The following is a 21,067-nucleotide window of genomic DNA, read 5'->3' on the forward strand; positions in this document are numbered from 1 at the left end:
CGGTTTTCATCCCTGTTTTACCTTTGATCTGCTGAAAGTATTTCGCCCACCGCTAAGCATTTACCTTGTTGCCAACTCTCTTGTAAGCGTTGTTTAAATAATACTATTTCGTCTCGTTGTGCTAATAATTTCTTAATCAAACTCTCTGCCTCAAGCAAGCGTATATCAAGTTGCTCGACTATTTTGTTGTGATCAAGTCCTTCGGTTACGCCACTGTCTGCTAAAAAATTCAAGATATCTGCCAATCTAAAACCTAGCCGCTTTGCACATTCAATCGTTGCTAAACGCTGCACACTATCTTGAGAATAATGTCGGTAACCATTTATATTTCTTTGTATTTTAGGGAGTAATCCTTTGGCTTCATAAAACCGTATAGTAGAGGGTGGTACACCACTTATTTTTGCTAACTCACTAATTTTCATCGGGTAGTCACTTTATATGTATGTAAACTGTTGACATTAAAGTTAACTTTAAGCTTATACTTGTCCAAAATCCAGCTCGTTAAACTTATTAACAGGAGTTCTACTTGAGACACTCTGTATTTACACCGATAACTCTTCCTAATGGCGCAATTCTGCCAAATCGTTTAGCAAAAGCCGCCATGGAAGAAAATATGGCTGTCACAGGCCATTTACCCGGCGATGATATTTTTCAACTATATAAAACATGGGCTGCGGGAGGCACGGGTCTGCTTATTACGGGTAATGTTATGGTAGACCACCGTGCAATGACCGGCCCAGGAGGTATTGCTTTAGAGGAAGATACCCCCTTAGAGCCCTTTAAAAAGTGGGCTGAAATAGCAAGCAAAAATGGCACAAAAATATGGATGCAAATAAATCATCCTGGCCGACAAGTCTATGCTGCTATGGGAGGGCAGGTGTTTTCTCCCTCAGATATTGCATTGGATATGGGGAAGCATAGTCAGTTATTTAGTAAACCAAGTCCGATGACCGAGCTTGAAATTCAAGCGTTAATTCAGCGATTTGTTATCACAGCATCACGTGCTGTTGAAGCTGGGTTTCATGGTATTGAGATCCACGCAGCCCATGGCTACCTGTTATCACAATTTTTATCGCCGCTGACCAATAAAAGAAATGATAGCTGGGGCGGCAGCCTTGAAAATCGTGCTCGCCTCCTTTATGAAATTGTTAAGGCGGTCAAGCAAGTTATACCTAAAAATATAGCGGTAGCGGTTAAGTTAAACTCCGCAGATTTCCAACGTGGTGGTTTCGATGCACAAGATGCCTTAGTCGTGGTAAGAGAACTTGGCCATTTAAAAGTAGATTTAGTTGAATTGTCAGGTGGTAGCTATGAAAGTCCAGCAATGCAAGGTAATACAGCTGATGGACAGCCCCTAAATAGAGAAGCTTATTTTCTTGAGTTTGCGAAAGAAATTGCCAAACACGCTCCTATGCCAATTATGACAACAGGAGGGATTGTCCGTTTAGCGATTGCACAAAAAGTAGTAGATGAAGGCGTAGATATGGTCGGCATTGGCAGAGCGCTGGCCTTTAGTCCAAATCTTCCTCAGCGCTGGAAAACGTCACCAGACGCGGTAGCCATTTTACCTCAAGTAAAATGGCAAGATAAAACATTAGCCGCACTTGCAACGATGGCTATTACCAAACGTCAGTTACAACGTATTGGTAAAGGTAAAGCCCCTAAATTAAACTCATCACCATTATTTTCACTGGTTTTTGACCAACTACGACTTAAAAAACTGACTAAAATCTATCGAAAAACGTATGAAAATGAATAGGGCATATTGATATTATTTCAATCTTGTATAAGGCGTTGTCAACAGATACTGTCGAGTAACCCCGTTGATTAGCGGTTGACTAGGACCTAAGGTCGTTAACAATAAAGCATAGTTTTACGGTTAATGGCGGTATATTCATGATCTTGCTTTTATAAATTGACGAAAATTACTCTTGTTAACGATAATCGGTTATGTGTTGACAATCGTTCTAAACGTAAGGTTTATTCTTGCATCTTTAATGAGTTTAGTTGGCGGTAAACGATGTAGCCAATGCTGTTGTGTTGGCCCTTTCATGACTAACAAACTGCCCGCTTTAAGGGGTAAGGTAATGACTTCTTTTGATATATTATGCTTAAAAGCAAACTTTCTTTCAGCACCAAAACTTAACGATGCAATCGCACCTTGGTCCTTTAAATCTTTTTCACCGTCGCTGTGCCAAGCCATGCCTTCTTCTCCACTATGGTAAAGGTTAAGTAGGCATGAATTATACGTTTCACCACTATGGCGCTCGACAAGTACTTTTAATGAAAGTAAATCATCGGTAAAAGGCAACGCTGTTTTAGTAATATTTGAGTAGGTATAGCTAAAACATTCAGTAGCATGCCAAGCCACTTTTCTTTTTGTTTCAATAGTTTTACCAAAAATAACTGCTTGGTCACAACGCCAATCAATACGGTTAAGTAAGCGATTAAAGTAATAGTCGCTATCGTCTAAAGAGATAATTTCACCAAAATAATCGACATCACCATCATACGGCAAAAGATTAATCGGCTGTTCGAATAAAGATGAGAATAGATCCATGGCAATAACACTTAAAATGAGAAGGTAAAATAGCGGTAGCACAGACAGTGGTTGATGAAAATAGGCTAAGCGTGCTTAAGTTAACACCGCCGAGCAATTATCTGAACTTCTCAAAATCATAGCACAATAGATAATAAAACTCATCGATACTTGCGTCGCCACTTTAAAATTCAGCAATATTTACCACAATAAAACAACATTTTGTAGGGGGTTTCCCTGATTGAAGATGAAATTGGATTTAGATACTGTCTGAGCATAATAATATTCTGCAATTAAAAATGTCCTTAACGGTGAAGATAAAGACTTCGTGTGTTAAGACTAAAATTGTTAAAAAACATCTGATTTAATGTCTTAAGTAGAACCTTTACTGCAGTAAGTAATTTTATCTAATACTCATTGTCAATTATGTAAGATAAATCTATTTTGGAAGCCCATGGTCGTGGTTAAAAAACTACATTCTACAATTATCCACCCAGAGCAAAATAGCTACGATATAAAGCAGTTCGTTGACGGTAGCTGGATACGTCTTATTTATATGGCGTTGCAACAACAAAATTTACCCGCAAACAATTTATTATCGTCAGTAGGTATTAACGTCGCTTCTTTACGTGAGTTAGATTCTATTCAACGGGACGTTGTGCTTAAGCTATACGATAATATTGAACTATATTCAGGTTTAGAAGCTTTACCTGCTGCGGTGGCTGCTATTTTTCAACTGCATTTCTTACGTCATACGGGTGTCATCGTAGCAGATGCTAAATCGCTAGGTGATTTATTAGAAAAAATTATTTTTGCTAGTGAGCAAATGAATAAATTGATTGAGGTCACTTTAGTCGTTAAGGGCGATTGCAACTTATTAGTTGTTTCATCGCGGGCAGAGCTGGTTAATGTCCATAGAACGACACTAGAAATTGGATTTTGTCTGGTTTATAAAATAATTAATCAAATATTTCCTGCCCACTTAGATATTATTTCAAAGATAACGCTTGATTTAAAAAGTCAAAGAAACAGCTTTGAAAAAACATTTGACTATCCTGTTACGTACACCGACAATGGGAAATATGTCATTGTTTTTAAAGAGAATGTTCTTGCGACCAAGAATTTATTTTCAACACACTCGATTGGTTTAGAGCCCTTCGTAGATAATAAGTTGTCTAAAACTTATATTCAATTACTCTCTGATATTGAGAATTTAATGACAGAAAATATTGCTTCAAATAATCTAAATATCGTTTTTGTAGCTGAGCAGATGAACATTAGTGTCAAGACCTTGCAACGCCGTTTGAAACGCTTTAATACTGACTTTAGTACTTTATTGAAAACAAAAAAAATCAATCATGCGCAAATACTATTAAAGCAAAATAAACTGAGTTTAATTCAAATTTCTTATCGGCTGGGTTTTAATTCGCCATCAAGTTTTTCTAGGGCATTTAAGAAATGGACAGGTGTTTCGCCATCAGATTATCAGTAAATAATTTACATCTTGGTAACTCAATAGTTGGCTATGTAACTCCCTGTCAGTTGGTATTAATTTAACGTAACTGTTCTTACTACTAGACACTTTAATCACTGTTCACTTAATAGCGGGCTTATTAAAGCTTTATAGGTCTTGATCAGCCAATAAAATTGCATTTTTCTCATAAAATGTAGCCACCGTATTCAACTTTTATTTACATCAATAATTTTAACTTGTTTTACTGGGTTAACTCGCGACATTAAGGCGTTATTATTACTTGGTAATCTTTATTAATGATCTAAAAAACTATATTGAAAACAGCTGACCCCATACTTATGTAGCTTAGTTGTTATAAAGATAATAATTATAAGTTAGCCACTTAGTGAGGTGTCTTTAGTTGTCTAGATAATGTCGTTACTGGTTAAGGATTATTCTAAATAAACGCTTATAGTTAGCTAAATAAACCGAGTTTAGTGAATCGTTTAATTGAAGACAAATTTATTGATCACCGTCGTTATGGTCGTTAAGGCAAATATATTTAATTCAGGTATTAAAACTACTTAAGCACATCCAGTCGTATCCTATGATTTTATTATAGTTTTGGATATCAAATTTTTGCGACAAGGATAAGTAATATAAAGGAATATAAGGGAATATAACCATGAGAATATTACTTACTGCACAAGTGCTTACACTATTATCTAGTGCTAGTGCACTGGCTAATGCAAAAAATACTAGCATCGATATTACGGGTATTAGTCTTACCAAACTATTTAATCTTAAAATAACCTCACTATCAAAAAAAAAGCAGACTTTACATAAAGTCGCTGCCGCTGTGTATGTGCTTACTCTGAATGAAATAGATAGCCTTGGCGCGACTACCATCGCGGATGCACTAGGTTATGTTTCAGGTGTTGAGGTAGCATATTGATGCGAGTCGATGGGCATAACATTACTTGGGTGGTTAATGGGCTAAAAGCAGTGGAAACATTCCCAAGTAAAACCTTTGATATTGCTTTGATGGATATTCAAATGCTCATTATGAATGATGACTTTAAGTCTAAAAATATCGAAGCCGCACAACATCACCTGACTATTTTAACACATACCTTTACCCACAGTTTGGCGTTAATCAACGGATTAGTTCAACCAACTAATAGCCGTCAACTTTACCCGGTTATTAGCAAGCTCGAAGCTATTGAACAAATTAAAATTCTAGGTGAATTATTCAAGAACTTTCAGCTAGATGACCTCATTCTAAAAAAACTAATTCAGCAATTGCCTCATTTAAACATTCCTGATGAGCTGACTAACAAGTTACGTTGTGCTGTTGCCGACTTTTATTTTGAACGAGGAGTCATAGCGTTAATCGATATTGAATTACTACTGAGCAAGGAGTCAGCAAATGCAGTCAACTTATAATGCTAAAGCGAAAATTTTGGTGGTTGATGATGAACCTAATAACCTACAGGTCATTAATCAAGTGCTAGTGGGAAATTATCAATTGGTGTTTGCTAAAAATGGACAGCGTGCCATTGAAATTGCAATAGAGCAGCAACCTGATTTAATTTTACTCGACATCATGATGCCAGAAATGGACGGTTATGAAGTCTGTCGAGCATTAAAAAAGATTAAAAGTACCGCTCATATTCCTATTATATTTGTTTCGGCAATGTCTAATATGGCAAATGAATGTCAGGGATTTGAAGCAGGGGGCGTCGATTATATTACTAAACCGATCTGCCCAGAAATAGTACGCGTCAGAGTGAAAACCCACTTGTCTTTGGTTGGAGTCAATGAGCTAAAAGAAAGCAGAATGCAAATTATCCAGCGGTTAGGACGAGCCGCCGAATATAAAGATAATGAAACTGGATTACATGTTATTCGCATGAGCCACTACTCAAAACTAATTGCTATGGCTGCTGGTTTAGATGAGTTTACTCAAGAAACACTTCTTAATGCTGCCCCAATGCATGATATCGGCAAAATTGGTATACCCGATCATATTTTATTAAAGCCGGGGAAATTAGATGCCAAGGAGTGGGCTATTATGAAAACCCATGCCAATATTGGTGCCGACATCATCGGCGAAAATGACTCTCCACTACTAAGTATGGCGCTTAGTATTGCTTTAACTCACCATGAAAAATGGGATGGCTCTGGTTATCCTAATCATCTTAAAGGGCAAGAAATTCCGTTGGTTGGGCGAATCGTTGCTATTGCCGATGTTTTTGATGCCCTAACATCTGAGCGGCCATATAAAGAAGCATGGCCAGTTGAGAAGGCTATTGCTCATATGAATTCAGTGTCGGGAAGTCATTTTGATCCCGATCTTATTAAACTTTTCAATGTGGTGTTACCGGATATTTTACTTATAAAAAATAAGTGGCCAGAGTTAAAGGCAAGTTCATAGCTCATTAGCAAAGTATCTTAGTGATTTTAAAATTTCGTTATTTAAGAGCACCATACTCTCAGACAAAAGCATTATTAATAGAAAAACTTCCAGCAAACTTAATAACTAAAAATTAGTGGTTAAGTCGCCATTAGAGTTACGAGCGAGATAACAAAATGGACAGGCTTTATTCTTGCAGATTTTCAATTAATAATCTTTAGGTCGATACCTTTATAAAAGGATTAATATTTATGATTTTACTGATATTGACAAGGTTGGTGAACACTTGTTTAATTTAAGTCATCGAGTGAATAAACCGATTTCGTTGTCTAGAAGCTTTCTTGATGTTATGCCGATACCCGTAGCAATATTTGATGTTGATGGTAAGTTGCTCCATGTGAACATTCAATTTTCACTATGGTTTACTCCTAACGCTGCAGAACTTAAAACCCTTGAGCAGGTATCAATGTTAATCAATGAGTTAATGTCTAATGAGCTGCAATTAATATTGTCAGATGTGATGACAAATAATCAAAGTCGATACATCAGAGAAATAGCGATTAGAACTAATATTAAAGGCCACAAAACCTGTAAAACATCTTTTACCAATATTAGGTGTAATGATAAAAGTAATGGTGTGATTATGTTCTTTGAAGATAAAGACCGCGAAACTGAAAATATGGCACTTTATAAGGAGCAAGCTCAATTAGACCAACTTACAGATACCCTAAATAGGTTTGGCTTCTATGAGGCATTCAATAGGGTAACTCATCAATGTCTTAATCATAAATTTCTCTATGCGGTTATGATTGCTGACATCGATAAATTAAAATCATTGAATGATGTTAAAGGTCATCAATATGGCGATATGGTGATAAAAAATACGGCGAAAGGGCTGTTAAAAGAACTGAGGACAGAAGACATTTTGGCGCGATGGGGGGTGACGAATTTATCATTGTCTTGACTAATATATTTTCTGAAAATCATGTGACTAAACTTTCTGAACGACTAGCGAAAGGGGTTGATGAGTATAGTTTGGCGAAAAAAACACCTACTTCAATTTCTTATGGTCTCGCTGTCTGGAAAACACATGGCGAATCACTAGATGATTTAATTGGTCACGCTGATCGCATGATGTATCAGCAAAAACAGCTTAAATAATGAGGATAAATTATTGTTGTTATGAACGCTTTAAACTCTACTCTATATTTTTACTAAAATTGGACATAAATCTCTTACCTATAAACCAGCATAATAATAGTAAATATTATGCTGGTTTATAGGTAAGGCTGATTTGTGCTATGATACGAATTGCTTTAGAAATCAAAGCAGAGTACGAATCTAAATTGCTCAAATAAAAAACGTAAACAATTGACTGGCGTTTGAAGTTTTCAATTTTAGTCAACAATTTATCGCTCGTTCGATAGGCGTTATACATTTATCAAATTCTAAAAATTAGGAAATTACATGACTGATATAGATATTGGCATAAATAAAGAAAATAGAACGGAAATATCAGACGGTTTAAAACGACTTTTAGCCGACTCTTATACGCTATATTTGCAAACACATAATTTTCATTGGAATGTAACCGGTTTACAATTTCGTGAGTTACATTTGATGTTTGAAGAGCATTATACCGAATTAGCAATTGCTGTTGATGACATCGCTGAACGCATTAGAACCTTAGATGTACCTGCACCAGGAACCTATAAAGAGTTTTCAAAATTAAGCTCTATTAAAGAGGTTGACGGTGTACCAAGTTCTGCGCAGATGGTTGAGTTACTTACAAAAGGGCACGAACAAGTTATTAAAACATCGCGTGAAGTTTTAAAAATTGCACAAGCTGCCGATGATGAGTCAACCGCTTCGTTAGTGTCTGATCGTATGCGTATTCACGAGAAAACAGCGTGGATGTTAAGAGCGACTAAAGAATCATAATAAGTTAATTAAACGGAAAATAATGGGTGGTTATCGCAACCCCCTTATTTTCAATTTTTAGTGTCTACCTTACAAAATACTCCGACTAGTCCTTAAAAACACTCTATAAATAACGCTTCTAATCGGCCCCGTAGCTTATTTGATGACTGGCACCCATAAGCTTTTAAGATTAATCTAGTACCTTAACTTACATTATTGGAGAGATTTGTTATTAGTGAACTCAGCTCCTTAGACTTGATACAGTCTAAACAATGGTTGTCAGCTTGGCAAAGAAACGCACTTAGCGATATTATCAAGGTTAGTTTTACTGATATAGATGCAGAAGATTATCTGCTAAAATATTTTGATAGCTCTGAGCCCAATCAGAGGAAGTTGCGACTTTACGTCAATAATGAGCAAATCATAGGCTACTGCTTACTCACCTTCACAGACAGTGCAAATTATACGGTAATTAAGGCTTCTGCTGCATTTCTTCCACAATATAGAAAGGGGAGTAATACTTTTTTATTTTCAATTAAAGAGAGCTTTAAAAGCTGGTTACAAAGACCCTGGCGCAAACACTATTATGCCGATACTATGCTTAGCCCTGCTATGTATCGAGCAATTGCCAAGAATACCGCCATTGTTTGGCCACATTTTGGGCAATCTGCACCCAAGGAATTGTTTACGCGTTTTAATCCAAACGGAAAAAACTGTAATGAAAATCAGTTGCGTTGTTTAGTTTCGGTCAATCGAAGCAGTAATTATAGCCAGCAGGAGTTGGAAATGTTGCGCTGTAGCGACAAAGCAGAAATTCAATATTATTGTCAGCTCAACCCTGACTTTGATCAAGGGATAGCGCTCTTTGTTATTATTCCAATAAATTTACAGCAGTTTGCGCAGACGGCAATAAAATATCTAATGAAGTAAAATTGTTTGCGTTAGCAAAATAGTAGCGATTGAATCCATTAGAAATTTTGAGGTAAAACCATTAATAAATAATGGCTTAATTAGCCTAGGTAATGATTTTACTTATTTAGTTGCGGCGTTTTACTGAACTGAAAGAGCCCAGATATTTACTAGGCTCTTATGTGGATAACGATTATTTATTCTTTAAAAATATCGTTTAGCATTCCAGCAAGACGAAAGCCTGCTTTGGCTATTTGTTCATTTAATATCGGGGTGTTTTTATACGCATACTGGTAACTTAATTCTTTATCTTCAGGGAAGTCATAGACTGTTTCTCTGTTCGATTTAGATTCTTTAGCCCAATCAAGATAAACGGTATCTTGCCATAAGTTAATGGTGTCTGGCGTTTGATTATTTAAAAAGTTAGCATATTCGGTATAAGAAAGCTTTTGATGTTCAATAATTGACGAATCCCACACAGCATGAAGTTTTGTTGGTTTTCCAAACCATTTAACGGTTATTTTATTACCGCCAAGGTCATCTCTGCGTCCAACATGAAGCGGTTGGTGAATATCGCCAACAAAGTGAATATAGAAAGCTAGTGCTTGCCATTTCTCTTCTTTGGTGATTTTTTTATCGCGAAGTTTTTTTTCAAAATCAGCTAAAGCTTTTAATATGTCGCCATCTTCATTTCTTTTTAGCCCATCAAATACTTCGTCATCATCAATAGAAATATAGTGCCAAGGCTTAGCATAATCCCATTTTTTATCTGAACGTATGTTATCAGACCAATTAGCCATTTGAGCTAATGGCGCACCATCGGTTAGCTGCATTAGCGCCTTTTTGGCCGAAGGTTCTAAGTTATCCTCGGCTATTTTGGCAACCATACGATGCCCATTAGGGCCAAGTGCGAATGCTGATTTAATCGGCAGGTGTGCGAGTGTAATGACCATAACAGCCATCAAACTTTTATTTATCATCTACATAATCCTTGTTTTAGTGTTTTCTTATCTGCAGTAAACTATTTTATATCTAAGTATGAGTAAGCTTGATAGAGCAGTAAAGAACTTTATTACTTGGAGAGGTTTTGCTGGTAGTTGCAGAGATGCGAGTTACATTAATTTATCATTAATGCAACTCGCTCTGCTAACAAGAAGGTGAGTTGTAACCTACTTATTAAATCTTCTTAACGATAGTAGGGCAAGTCCTGCAAGTAAAAAGTAAACAGTACCACCACTGGTATCTTCCTTTTCTATTACTTCAGCGGCAACATTAATAGTAACAGCGGCTGAACTTGTTTTACCTTGATCATCAGTAACAGTCACGTTAAATATTAGGCTTTCATCTTTACCAACTTTCGGTGCAACAAAAGTAATGGTAGCTGTGTCATAAACAGCAAGAACAGCACCTTTACCGCTAGTTTGTGTCCAAACATAGCTAGCAATACTGCCATCACTATCTTCAGCCGTTGCGGTTAGTGTTACGTTAGCAGCTGAAGCAACTGATTGTTCATCACCTGCTGAAACGGTTGGTGCTGCATTAGCATCACCACCATCACTAGCAGCACCACAAGCTGAAGCATAAAGACTATCGACCCATTCTGGGTGATCGATAAAAGGATTACGGTTGCCTTGAAACTCATAGATAGTGTGGTTACGGTTTATTTCAAAGGTATCTATGGGGTCTTGTGAATGCCAGTCAAACAAGGTACACAATTTACCTAGTTTGCCAGTACCATCACTCAATTTGCTCGTTGCTGTACCAACAGTATCAACTAAGATTAAATCAGGCATGGTACTTTCTGTACCTGCATCGTAACGTACATCCATATAAAACATCATACGGGCAACATCACCTTTAACGTCATCTCTTGGTTCCCAAGTATCTGCTGTGCTTCTGTTTTCAGGCGCTTCAGTATTAGCGGTGCCACCAATATCAAAATCACGATTACCACGGTCACTATTCATCGATATATCAGTAGGGCGCAAATGATGAATATCGGTATAACCTAATTGGTTAGTCTCTGGAAAACCATGTGATTTAGCCCATGTATGCTCTCGATTCCAAAAATTTTGATTACTTGAAGCGGAACCACTACCGTTATCTGCTTTGGCAATTGAACGTCCTGAATAGAGTAAAATTATGTTGTCAGCATTTGTAGCATCTTCATCGGTACTGGTTAGCGCTGTCCATACTTCTGAGTAGGTTAGCTGTTTATGATTAACACTGATGTCCGCTGTAATGGCTGCACGTAAACCAGCGGTTTCTGCAGCGTTTGCTTGACTATAATAAGTGGCTTCGACATAAGTCGTTCGGTCAGCTATTTTTGCTAAGTCAGGGCAGTTTGTACAAATTCCTGTAGCAGGTGTTGATCCATCACCAGTAGGCGTACCAGCAGTAGGTAAAGCTTGTGAACCATCACAAGTTACTTCGCCACTACAGCCTAAACCATCAGCGGTATCTTTAGCAAAAGTAGCCCATTGTGTTGCTGGGTCAAAAGCATCATCAGCAGTGGTATCACCTTCGGTGACCGAGTTAAGGCGACGTAAGGTATGATCTTTTGTTGAAAAATCACCCGTACCCCAATTGCTACCTGGGTCAACACCAAATTGGCCAAAGCTATCAACAATACCGGCATTGTTAACAAGTAAAATAGCATCATCACCATTAAAGTAAGTTACGCTTGTGTCTTCAATACCTTGAGGAGCATCAAATTTAAATAGTTCAGTTGCCCCCTGATTATAAACAACAATACTAGAGCCGGGTACAAGTAAACCTTGCAATAATAGCTCATTTGGTGAATCTGTCTTGCCATTTGCATAAAGCTCTAGTTTATAACCATCTACCGCTAAATCTACATCTGCAGTACCTAAGTTAGATATTTCAATGGCTTTATTACTGCCACCGCCTTCAACATACTCAGTGATAATAACAATGCCTTGGCCAGTTGATGCGCCGCCTTCAGTCGGTAGGGGTTGATTGCCATCACAGGCCGCTATACCAGAACATCCTAAACCGTCTGAGGTGTCTTTTGGAAAGGTTGCCCATTGTGTCGCGGGGTCAAAAGCATCGTCAGAGGTGGTATCACCTTCAGTGACTGATGTTAAGCGGCGTAAAGTATGATCTTTAGTAGAAAAATCACCTTCACCCCAGTTGCTGCCTGGGTCTGTTCCTAATTGTCCAAAACTGTCAACAACGCCATTAGCGTTTGAAAGTAATAGGGCATCATCACCATTAAAATAAGTGGCACTTGAATCTTCAAGGCCTTGAGGAGCATCAAATTTAAATTCGGCAGTGGCATCCTTGTTATAAACAACAATGCTCGAGCCTGGCACTAATACGCCTTGCAATGATATACCGTTAGTTGTTTCTGTTTTACCATTAGAATAAAGGTCGAGTTTATAACCTTCCGCGGCTAAGTCGACATTTTCGCTGCCAAGATTAGAAATTTCAATGGCTTTATTACTACCTCCACCTTCGACATATTCAGTGATCACAACATTAGCATGACTAGAAAGCACGCTAAGGCCGAGTACCGCTGTTAACATTTGTATTTTCATAATTTTCCTTTAGGTTGTTTGCTCAATGGTATTGAGTCTCTTCGTTAGTATTATTCAGTCATTAATGACCATTAGTGAATCTTAGTTAATTGCCTTCAAGCACCAAAAATAGCTGCTTAGCAATGTCGGTATTAGTTTGATGACGGTTAAAGGCTTTAGCACCATTACCGGTGGCAAAGACTTGTACGTCAATACCGGTATGGCCACCAGAAGTCCAACCGGTATTAGTTCTTGCATCAATTAATAATTTAATTTGCTCATAGATAGATTTTTCATCGCTGCGCTCAATAAACAAATTAGCTTCTTGGTCGGTAATAATAAAGCCGAGAGCGTCTGTTAATTGCTGGGCAGAAATAGCTGTGTTTTGATGCGCTAATTTTGTTGCAATACTTTTAGGTGATACGGATAGGTTTTTTAAAAATTCAGGCTGCCAACGATAATCGCCATTAGCACCCAGGGTTAAGCCACCTGTACTATGATCTGCCGTGGCAACTAATAAGGTGTCATCACGATTTTCCACATAGTTCTTCAACCAAGTAAGTGTTTCGGCTAAATCTTGCATTTCAGCCATAGCCGCTGCGATATCATTACTATGACCCGCCCAGTCTATTTGGCTTGCTTCAACAAGTAGTATGTAACCTTGATTATTTTCTAAATGTCGTACGCCAGTTTTAGCCATTGCCAGTAAATGGTTTTCATTTTTATTGTCAAGTGTCCACGGCAGTCCGACTTCAGCAAATAAACCCAATACCGGTTGTTGTTTATTAAGCGAAGTAAGTTTTGATAAATCATCAATATATTGAAAGTCTGCCTGCTTGAATTCGCTGACTAAGTTTCTGTCTGGGCGAATAAAATATTTGCTACCGCCGCCGAGCATTAAATCAGCCTTAAAGTGACCGTTAATTTTTTCGTCAAAGTAACTGTCGGCGATTTCATTATAATTTTTACGACTTTCATTGTGAGAAAAATAGGCGGCAGGAGTTGCATGGTTGATTTGGGAGGTAACCACTAAGCCCGTTTTCTTGCCTAATTGTTTTGCTCGCTCCATTAGCGTTAATAATGGTTTTTTATTTACATCAACGCCAATCGCACCATTATAGGTTTTATAACCGGTAGATAATGCAGTAGCGGCTGCGGCAGAGTCGGTAACGTAACCTTGGCTATTAACCGGATAAGTACTGGCCATGCCTGTTAGCAGTTCATCAAAAATAGTTGTTTCTACCCGTGGCGTATTTATATTATCCATATAATAACGATAACCCGTGGTATAAGCGGGTCCCATTCCATCGCCAATAACCATGATAATATTTTTAGCCTGCTTATCTTTGGCTGTTAAAGTTAAATCAGCCCAAACCAAACGATGATCAGATGAAGCGGAGCGGGTTTCAATTAAGCGATAAAGTGGGCTGTCTTTCTTTGGCCAAAAAACACCATTATTTTGTAGGTTAATGCCAAGGCGAGAAGGTAAAACATAGTCTGCTTGCATACCCCAACCAGCGGTATGATTCGCAGCAAAAGGGCTGTTACTATTTTTTATCCCAGCGACACTAGCAGGCGTCATATCATTGTTAATAAAAGGACTAGTCAAGAGGTTACTAATACCTTCTTTGCGGGCAGCACCTTCATCTTTAGAGGCGTTTTGATCACCCAAAATAACAAAGCGGCTATCTAATGTTAACCCACCTTTACCACCTTGGTCATCGTAAATATAATTGCCTTTATTGGGGGTAATATAGTCTTGCCAAAAGCGTATTTCGTCATGGTTTCTAGCACCATTACGGTCTTCTTCACCGTCGAACACCGGTGGTGTAGGGTGGCTTGCTAGTATATGAACAAGTTTACCTTGGACATTAATCGGAATATCCCAGTGCGATTTAGACGATAAACGCAGCATTTGCCATTCTTGTTCATTATACCAATGCTCTTTCGTACTTGGATTGATTGGCACTATGGCATTGGGCATATCTTTCCAAAGGAAATGTTGGAAAGTTCTAATATTATCCTCATCAATTGGATATTTAGATAGCACCAACATACCAAAATGACCAGGGAAGTGGCCATAACCTTGAGCGTCGCCAAGATTATTAGTTTTTTTACCGTTATTGTCCAAATCAAAAGGTGTGCTTACACCAGTATTTACCGGAGCAAAATAATAATAGGGGTAATCAATGGCAGCTATTCCCTGTTGTGATTTACCTAAATATTGCTTTAAAAATATTTCAACGCCTTGTTTTGGATCGGCAATATAGTCAAATTCATTAAGGAGAATAATATCTGGGCGGTTACGTTGAATAATTTCAGCAATATTCTTAATTTGTTGACGATCGTCTTTAAGAGCAGCGATAAGTTCAACACCTGACCCTATTTTATTGTTAGGTAGATAATTAGTTGCATCCATGCTGACATTAAATGTTGCTATTCTAATGTGAGGTTGTTGGGCTATTGCAGGTTGAATAACGGATGCTTGAGTGACAAAAACAGCTAATAAAAGCGGTAAAGCTAGCTGAATAAAATTAATTTTCAGCGATTTATAGTTCTTTTTATGTTTAATTTTAGTCAGTAATTGTATTTTAAATTTCATATATTTATCACAATTTCATGTACTTATATTAGTAGGTGAATAAGTCATCAATCAAACATAACTTGTCACTTGTGTCAGGTTATGTTTAGAATGTAAAATAAATTAACCATATGGTCAAGTTTTCTTTGTCCATGAGTATAAACAGATAAAATGTTAAGGAATAGTATAATGTTTAGAGATATTCCCTTTATTGATTTACACCGCCATTTAGACGGCAATATAAGAGCAAAAACAATTCTGGCATTAGGACAACAGCATGGTATCGAATTACCCGCTGATAATTTGACTGATTTACTACAGCATGTACAAATTCAAGGTAAAGAAAGTAACTTAGTCTCTTTTTTACAAAAACTTGATTATGGCGTTAGCGTGTTAGCTAATTTAGAGGCATGTAAACGTATCGCTTATGAAAACGTTGAAGATGCTTTTTTGCAAGGGCTTGATTATGCTGAATTAAGATTCTCTCCTTATTATATGGCTATGGAACATAAGCTCAATGTCACCGACGTGGTTGCTGCGGTGGTCGACGGCGTAAAGTTAGCGCAAAAAGATTTTCCTGTCCAAATTAACCTTATTGGTATTTTAAGTCGTACCTTTGGTGTTAATGCCTGTTTTGAGGAGTTACATGCCTTACTTGCACACAAAAATGAACTTGTCGCGGTCGATTTAGCTGGAGATGAATTAGGCAAGCCAGGCCAACTCTTTGTTGAACACTTTGCTTTGGTTAATAAAGCCGGCTTACAGGTGACTATTCATGCCGGTGAAGCGGATGGAGCATCGAGTATCTATCAGGCTATCAATGAATTACATGCAACCCGCATTGGCCATGGTACTCACGCTGTGGGTGATGAAAAATTAATGGATTATATGTATCAGCATAATATCGCCATTGAATCATGTTTAACGTCAAATTATCAAACAGGGACAGTAAAAAATATCAGTCAGCATCCCGTTAAAACATTTCTTGATAGAGGTCTACTTGTTTGCCTCAACAGTGACGATCCTGCTGTGCAGGGGTGTGACATAAAATATGAATATCAGCAGGCGGCACTTGAAGCGGGGCTTAGTCAAGCCCAGTGTCGTACATTGCAAGATAACGCGTTAAAAATGGCTTTCTTATCTGACCATGAAAAGCGAGTCTTGAGACAGACAGCAATGAAGAGGGGTTGAGAAGTGTCATAACATAAACGCTAATATTACTGTGTTTATTTGTTGGAGTTGGCTGTGCTAAAGCCTTTAGCAATCTAACTTTGACCAACTAGGTATGACTTAGCGAAGATAGTGCAGCAGTCTTACTAACAATCATAAGTAGTTGATATAGTGATTCAATTTATCAACTAAATTGCTAGTGGGATCATCATTAATATTATCGATAAATATTGCTGTTGTAGTATCCGAGTAATTGGTGGTTATTCGATAATATCCTATTGACCTAAGTAGAATCTTAGTTTAGATTAAAAACCTGACTATATAGTCAGGTTTTTAATATCAATACTCAAAATAAATAAAATGCTGTATTTGGTCTTAGTCTCCATTGTCATCAAAATAATAATAAAATCAAAATAACAGGGAATAACATGGATACGAATATACTACGCAGCATTTTGGGGATTTTTGTCCTTTTAGCTATTGCCTATTTCGCCTCGTCAGATAGAAAGAACATTAATTGGCGAACGATTATTGGTGCACTAGTGTTACAAATATCTCTGGGTGCTTTTGTGTTATATATCCCCGCAGGTAAAGATATCTTGTTGAGTGTTGCTAGCGGTGTATCTAATGTTATTGGCTATGCCAATGACGGTATTAGCTTTATATTTGGCGAACAAATAGGTGAAAAAAGTTTAGGCTTTATGTTCGCTTTCCATGTCTTACCCGTCATCGTCTTTTTCTCGGCGTTGATTGCCGTGCTTTATTATATTGGTGTAATGGAGTTGGTAATTAAGTTTATTGGTGGTGGTTTGCAAAAACTTCTTAAAACCAGTCAAGCTGAATCTATGTCAGCGACCGCAAATATTTTTGTTGGTCAAACCGAAGCGCCTTTAGTGATAAAACCTTTTTTGCCTAAGATGACCCGCTCTGAACTTTTTGCGGTAATGGTGGGTGGCTTAGCATCGGTAGCAGGCTCGGTAGTCGCCGGTTACGCTGGTATTGGTATTGATTTAAAATATCTCATCGCCGCTAGCTTTATGGCTGCCCCTGGCGGCTTGCTGATGGCAAAAATGTTAGTGCCTGAAACTGAACAGCCGAACGACAATTTAGACGATATGAAAAGCGATGTTAAAGAGGCCGTTAATGTTATTGATGCAGCGGCCACCGGAGCATCTAATGGCATGATGCTCGCGCTAAATGTTGGTGCTATGTTATTAGCATTTGTTGCCCTACTGGCGATGGTAAACGGTTTGCTAGGTGGCTTTGGAGAATGGTTCGGCCTACAAAACCTGAGCTTACAACTGATTTTAGGTTATATTTTTCAACCGGTCGCTTATCTTATTGGGATCCCTTGGCATGAAGCAAACATGGCTGGGAGTTTCCTTGGTCAAAAAATTATCATCAATGAATTCGTCGCCTATCTAGATTTTATTACTGTTGCTGATCAATTAAGTGCCAGAACCCAAGCCATTATTACCTTTGCACTTTGTGGTTTTGCTAACTTATCTTCCGTGGCTATTTTATTAGGCGGCATGGGTAACATGGCTCCTTCTCGTCGGCCCGATATTGCTAAGCTTGGCATGAAAGCGGTTCTCGCTGGGGCTATGGCTAACCTGATGAGCGCAACTATTGCGGGAATTTTTATCTAATTTACCTCATTAATTTAAACGAATAAACAAACGAATAAACAGAAACTTTTTAACAGGAATTATTATGCAAGCACAACTATCTCAACTAGAACAATTAAAAACCATGACAACAGTCGTTGCTGATACGGGGGATATTGAAGCTATAGCAAAATTTTCACCAATGGATGCGACGACAAATCCTTCATTATTATTAAAAGCTGCTGCTATACCTGCTTATCAAAACTTACTGACAGAAGCTGTTAATTGGGCAAAAAGTCAGACTAAAGACAAGGCCATTGAAGTCAGTCTTGCGGCTGATAAATTATCAGTATTAATTGGCTTAGAAATTTTAGCGATTGTACCCGGTCGTATTTCTACTGAAGTTGATGCACGTTTATCTTTTGATAAAGAAGCAAGTATTGTTAAGGCTCGTCAACTTATCGCTATGTATCAAGAAGCCGGTGTTGGTAAAGAACGTATTTTGATAAAAATGGCGTCAACTTGGGAAGGTATTCAAGCGGCTAAACAACTTGAGCAAGAGGGGATTCAATGTAATTTAACCTTGTTATTTAGTTTTGCTCAAGCAAAAGCTTGTGCTGAAGCACAAGTGTATTTAATTTCACCCTTTGTTGGTCGAATTCTTGATTGGCACAAAAAAGATACTGGTCGTGATAGCTATTTAGCCAATGAAGATCCTGGGGTGATTTCTGTTACAGAAATTTTTAATTATTACAAACAGCATGACTACAATACTGTGGTGATGGGCGCAAGTTTTCGTAATATCGATGAAGTTATCGCCCTTGCTGGCTGTGACAGATTAACGATCAGTCCACCATTAATGAGTGAATTATCAGATAATTATCAAGGTATAACGCAGCAATTAATGCCTGCAACTCGTGTTCAAGATAAACCCGTAGCATTAACTGAAGCTGAGTTTCGCTGGGAAATGAATCAAGATGCGATGGCAACAGAAAAACTAGCAGAAGGTATTCGTAACTTTGCCATTGACCAGTGCAAGCTCGAAGTACAACTAAGCCAATTATTTTAAGATAACTTTAGGAAACCCTTCATGCTAATGGATACTTTTAACGACACTTTAGGACAACACTCATGTTAATGGATACTTTTAACGATAAGTGGCGAGAACTTCAACAACACTTGCTTGAGATAAAAAGTAGCCATTTGCGTGACTTGTTTGCCAGTGATCCACTACGAGCAGAAAATTTATCGGTTAGTGCTTGTCGCTTAAATTTAGATTATTCAAAAAATCGTATTACTGAGAAAACGCGCGCTTTGTTAATCGAGTTAGCCGAATTAGCGCAATTAGCTGAAAAAAGAGAGGCGATGTTCGCTGGTGCGCCGATTAATAATACTGAGAACAGATCGGTATTACACACAGCTTTGCGACAACAAGACAGTACACCTGTACTTGTTGACGGTGTTGATATTATACCTCAAATCAAAGCGGTGCGTCTTAAGGTAGAAGCAGTCGTTAACCAAGTGCGTGACAAGAAATGGTTAGGTTATAGTGGTAAATCTATTACAGATGTCTTAAATCTAGGTATTGGTGGCTCTTTCTTGGGACCTAAAATAGTGACTACTGCATTAAAGCCTTATGTTGAAGGTGGGCCTAAACAGCATTTTGTGGCCAATATAGATGGAAATCATCTACATGATGTTTTAACTCATTTAAACCCTGAAACAACCTTGGTGTTGATCGCATCAAAGTCTTTTAATACTCAGGAAACTCTGACGAATGCCGAGTCTACTCGCCAATGGTTTTATGACTATGGTGTTACGTTTGAGCAGCTAAACCGACACTTTATTGCCATATCATCAAATGTAACTAAAGCGGTCGAATTTGGTATTAATGGTGACAATGTTTTTCCGATGTGGGATTGGGTTGGGGGACGATATTCATTATGGTCAGCTATTGGCATGCCTATTGCGATGGCAATAGGTAATCAAGGATTTACTGAATTACTAAAAGGTGCTGCCGATCTTGATAAGCATTTTAAAGAGGCACCGCTTGAGCAAAACTTACCGGTACTCATGGGGATGTTAGGGGTGTGGAACCATAACTTTTTTGGTTGTCAAACTCATGCTTTATTACCATACAGTCATTATTTACGTGGTTTTCCTGCGTATGTACAACAGATGGACATGGAGTCTAACGGTAAAAGCTGCCAGCTTAATAATGAAATTGTCAGCAGTACTACCGGTCCGGTTATTTGGGGCGCAGAAGGCACGAATGGTCAACATGCTTTTCATCAGTTATTACATCAAGGTACGTCAGTAGTACCGGTTGATTTTATTCAGCCATTAGTTGCTGAACATAATATGAACGGTCACCAAGATATGCTCGTTGCCAATTGTTTTGCACAAAGTAAAACGCTAATGCAAGGTAAAACACATCAACAAGCCTATGATGAACTTGTCGCTTCAGGTATGGAAGAAGCATTAGCCAAAGTGATTGCCAAACATAAAGAAATGCCAGGGAATCGACCATCGAATACCTTGACCTTTGACCGATTAACACCTTACCAACTTGGGACGCTAATTGCTTTATATGAGCATAAAGTATTTGTTCAAGGGGTTATTTGGAACTTAAATTCCTTCGACCAATGGGGTGTAGAGCTTGGGAAAATATTAGGTGATGATATATTATCTCGCATTGGACAGCCTAATAATACTGAACTTTCAGACAGTTCGACAGAATTACTCCTTGCGCAATACCGAGATGCTAATAAATCATTGATGTAACATTAGGCCTTCTTTAAATACTCAATAAAAATCAATGATTAATAACCGAGTAAGACTATGTATCAATAATAGTTTACTCGGTTTTTTTATTTAATCTGTCGATATCAGGCAGTGTTGTTAAATCTGTTGGCAAATTGAAAAGCCAATTT

The 21,067-nt window shown here is 37.9% G+C and carries 16 protein-coding genes and 2 pseudogenes; 12 read left to right on the forward strand and 6 right to left on the reverse strand.

The window, feature by feature from the left end; translation table 11 throughout:
* Positions 1-17 precede the first annotated feature (17 nt).
* Positions 18-422 carry a MerR family transcriptional regulator gene (locus tag A3Q34_RS19205; RefSeq protein WP_070376807.1) on the reverse strand — a complete coding sequence of 135 codons (405 nt, stop codon included), beginning with the start codon at positions 420-422 and terminating at the stop codon, positions 18-20.
* A 104-nt stretch (positions 423-526) separates the two neighbouring features.
* On the opposite strand from A3Q34_RS19205, the gene A3Q34_RS19210 reads away from it, so the two are divergent.
* Complete coding sequence (locus A3Q34_RS19210; RefSeq protein WP_070376808.1) at positions 527-1,759, forward strand: NADH:flavin oxidoreductase/NADH oxidase family protein; 1,233 nt, start codon at positions 527-529, stop codon at positions 1,757-1,759.
* 189 nt (positions 1,760-1,948) lie between these two features.
* On the opposite strand, the gene A3Q34_RS19215 is transcribed toward A3Q34_RS19210, so the two are convergent.
* Positions 1,949-2,560: an alpha-ketoglutarate-dependent dioxygenase AlkB family protein gene (locus A3Q34_RS19215; protein ID WP_070376809.1), complete on the reverse strand. Its 612-nt coding sequence runs from the start codon at positions 2,558-2,560 to the stop codon at positions 1,949-1,951.
* Between the two features lie 433 nt (positions 2,561-2,993).
* Here A3Q34_RS19215 and A3Q34_RS19220 point away from each other — a divergent pair, with 433 nt between their 5' ends.
* From A3Q34_RS19220 to A3Q34_RS19255, 7 genes and pseudogenes are all read left to right on the forward strand, one after another.
* Positions 2,994-4,031, forward strand: coding sequence for a helix-turn-helix domain-containing protein (locus tag A3Q34_RS19220; RefSeq protein WP_070376810.1), 1,038 nt, complete (start codon positions 2,994-2,996; stop codon positions 4,029-4,031).
* A gap of 646 nt (positions 4,032-4,677) precedes the next feature.
* Complete coding sequence (locus A3Q34_RS19225; RefSeq protein ID WP_070376811.1) at positions 4,678-4,947, forward strand: hypothetical protein; 270 nt, start codon at positions 4,678-4,680, stop codon at positions 4,945-4,947.
* Positions 4,944-5,438 (forward strand): hypothetical protein, encoded by a 495-nt coding sequence (locus A3Q34_RS19230; protein ID WP_157471067.1) that lies wholly within the window; start codon positions 4,944-4,946, stop codon positions 5,436-5,438. The genes A3Q34_RS19225 and A3Q34_RS19230 overlap by 4 nt, the downstream gene beginning before the upstream one ends.
* Complete coding sequence (locus tag A3Q34_RS19235) at positions 5,422-6,429, forward strand: response regulator (protein WP_070376813.1); 1,008 nt, start codon at positions 5,422-5,424, stop codon at positions 6,427-6,429. The genes A3Q34_RS19230 and A3Q34_RS19235 overlap by 17 nt, the downstream gene beginning before the upstream one ends.
* Before the next feature lie 658 nt (positions 6,430-7,087).
* Positions 7,088-7,569 (forward strand): annotated as a pseudogene (locus A3Q34_RS20995) (GGDEF domain-containing protein).
* Positions 7,570-7,875: 306 nt separating this feature from the next.
* Positions 7,876-8,349 (forward strand): Dps family protein, encoded by a 474-nt coding sequence (locus A3Q34_RS19250; protein WP_070376816.1) that lies wholly within the window; start codon positions 7,876-7,878, stop codon positions 8,347-8,349.
* A gap of 234 nt (positions 8,350-8,583) precedes the next feature.
* A complete protein-coding gene (locus tag A3Q34_RS19255; protein ID WP_231907394.1) occupies positions 8,584-9,258 on the forward strand; it encodes a hypothetical protein in 675 nt (224 codons plus the stop codon).
* Between the two features lie 176 nt (positions 9,259-9,434).
* Here the strand turns inward: A3Q34_RS19255 and A3Q34_RS19260 are convergent, their stop codons facing one another.
* From A3Q34_RS19260 to A3Q34_RS21305, 4 genes and pseudogenes are all read right to left on the reverse strand, one after another.
* Complete coding sequence (locus tag A3Q34_RS19260; RefSeq protein WP_083278102.1) at positions 9,435-10,217, reverse strand: S1/P1 nuclease; 783 nt, start codon at positions 10,215-10,217, stop codon at positions 9,435-9,437.
* Positions 10,218-10,406: 189 nt separating this feature from the next.
* Positions 10,407-12,797, reverse strand: a complete 2,391-nt coding sequence (locus tag A3Q34_RS19265) for an endonuclease (RefSeq protein WP_070376817.1) — start codon at positions 12,795-12,797, stop codon at positions 10,407-10,409.
* 85 nt (positions 12,798-12,882) lie between these two features.
* On the reverse strand, positions 12,883-14,154 hold the full coding sequence (locus A3Q34_RS21300) for an alkaline phosphatase (protein WP_269447196.1): 1,272 nt from the start codon (positions 14,152-14,154) through the stop codon (positions 12,883-12,885).
* Positions 14,131-15,321: pseudogene (locus tag A3Q34_RS21305) on the reverse strand (endonuclease/exonuclease/phosphatase family protein); the annotation flags it as partial. The pseudogene A3Q34_RS21305 and the gene A3Q34_RS21300, both read right to left, overlap by 24 nt.
* Before the next feature lie 222 nt (positions 15,322-15,543).
* On the opposite strand from A3Q34_RS21305, the gene add reads away from it, so the two are divergent.
* The 4 genes from add (at position 15,544) to pgi (ending at position 20,918) form a co-directional block, all read left to right on the forward strand.
* The gene (gene add, locus A3Q34_RS19275) at positions 15,544-16,548 is read left to right on the forward strand and encodes an adenosine deaminase (RefSeq protein ID WP_070377268.1); all 1,005 of its coding nucleotides are present in this window, start codon (positions 15,544-15,546) and stop codon (positions 16,546-16,548) included.
* A gap of 407 nt (positions 16,549-16,955) precedes the next feature.
* Positions 16,956-18,176 (forward strand): NupC/NupG family nucleoside CNT transporter, encoded by a 1,221-nt coding sequence (locus A3Q34_RS19280; protein ID WP_070376818.1) that lies wholly within the window; start codon positions 16,956-16,958, stop codon positions 18,174-18,176.
* 64 nt (positions 18,177-18,240) lie between these two features.
* Positions 18,241-19,203 carry a transaldolase gene (tal, locus tag A3Q34_RS19285; protein WP_070376819.1) on the forward strand — a complete coding sequence of 321 codons (963 nt, stop codon included), beginning with the start codon at positions 18,241-18,243 and terminating at the stop codon, positions 19,201-19,203.
* Positions 19,204-19,265: 62 nt separating this feature from the next.
* Positions 19,266-20,918, forward strand: a complete 1,653-nt coding sequence (gene pgi / locus A3Q34_RS19290) for a glucose-6-phosphate isomerase (RefSeq protein WP_070376820.1) — start codon at positions 19,266-19,268, stop codon at positions 20,916-20,918.
* The last annotated feature ends 149 nt before the right edge of the window (positions 20,919-21,067 follow it).

Origin of the sequence: Colwellia sp. PAMC 20917, from assembly GCF_001767295.1 — a bacterium.
Lineage (GTDB): Bacteria > Pseudomonadota > Gammaproteobacteria > Enterobacterales > Alteromonadaceae > Colwellia_A.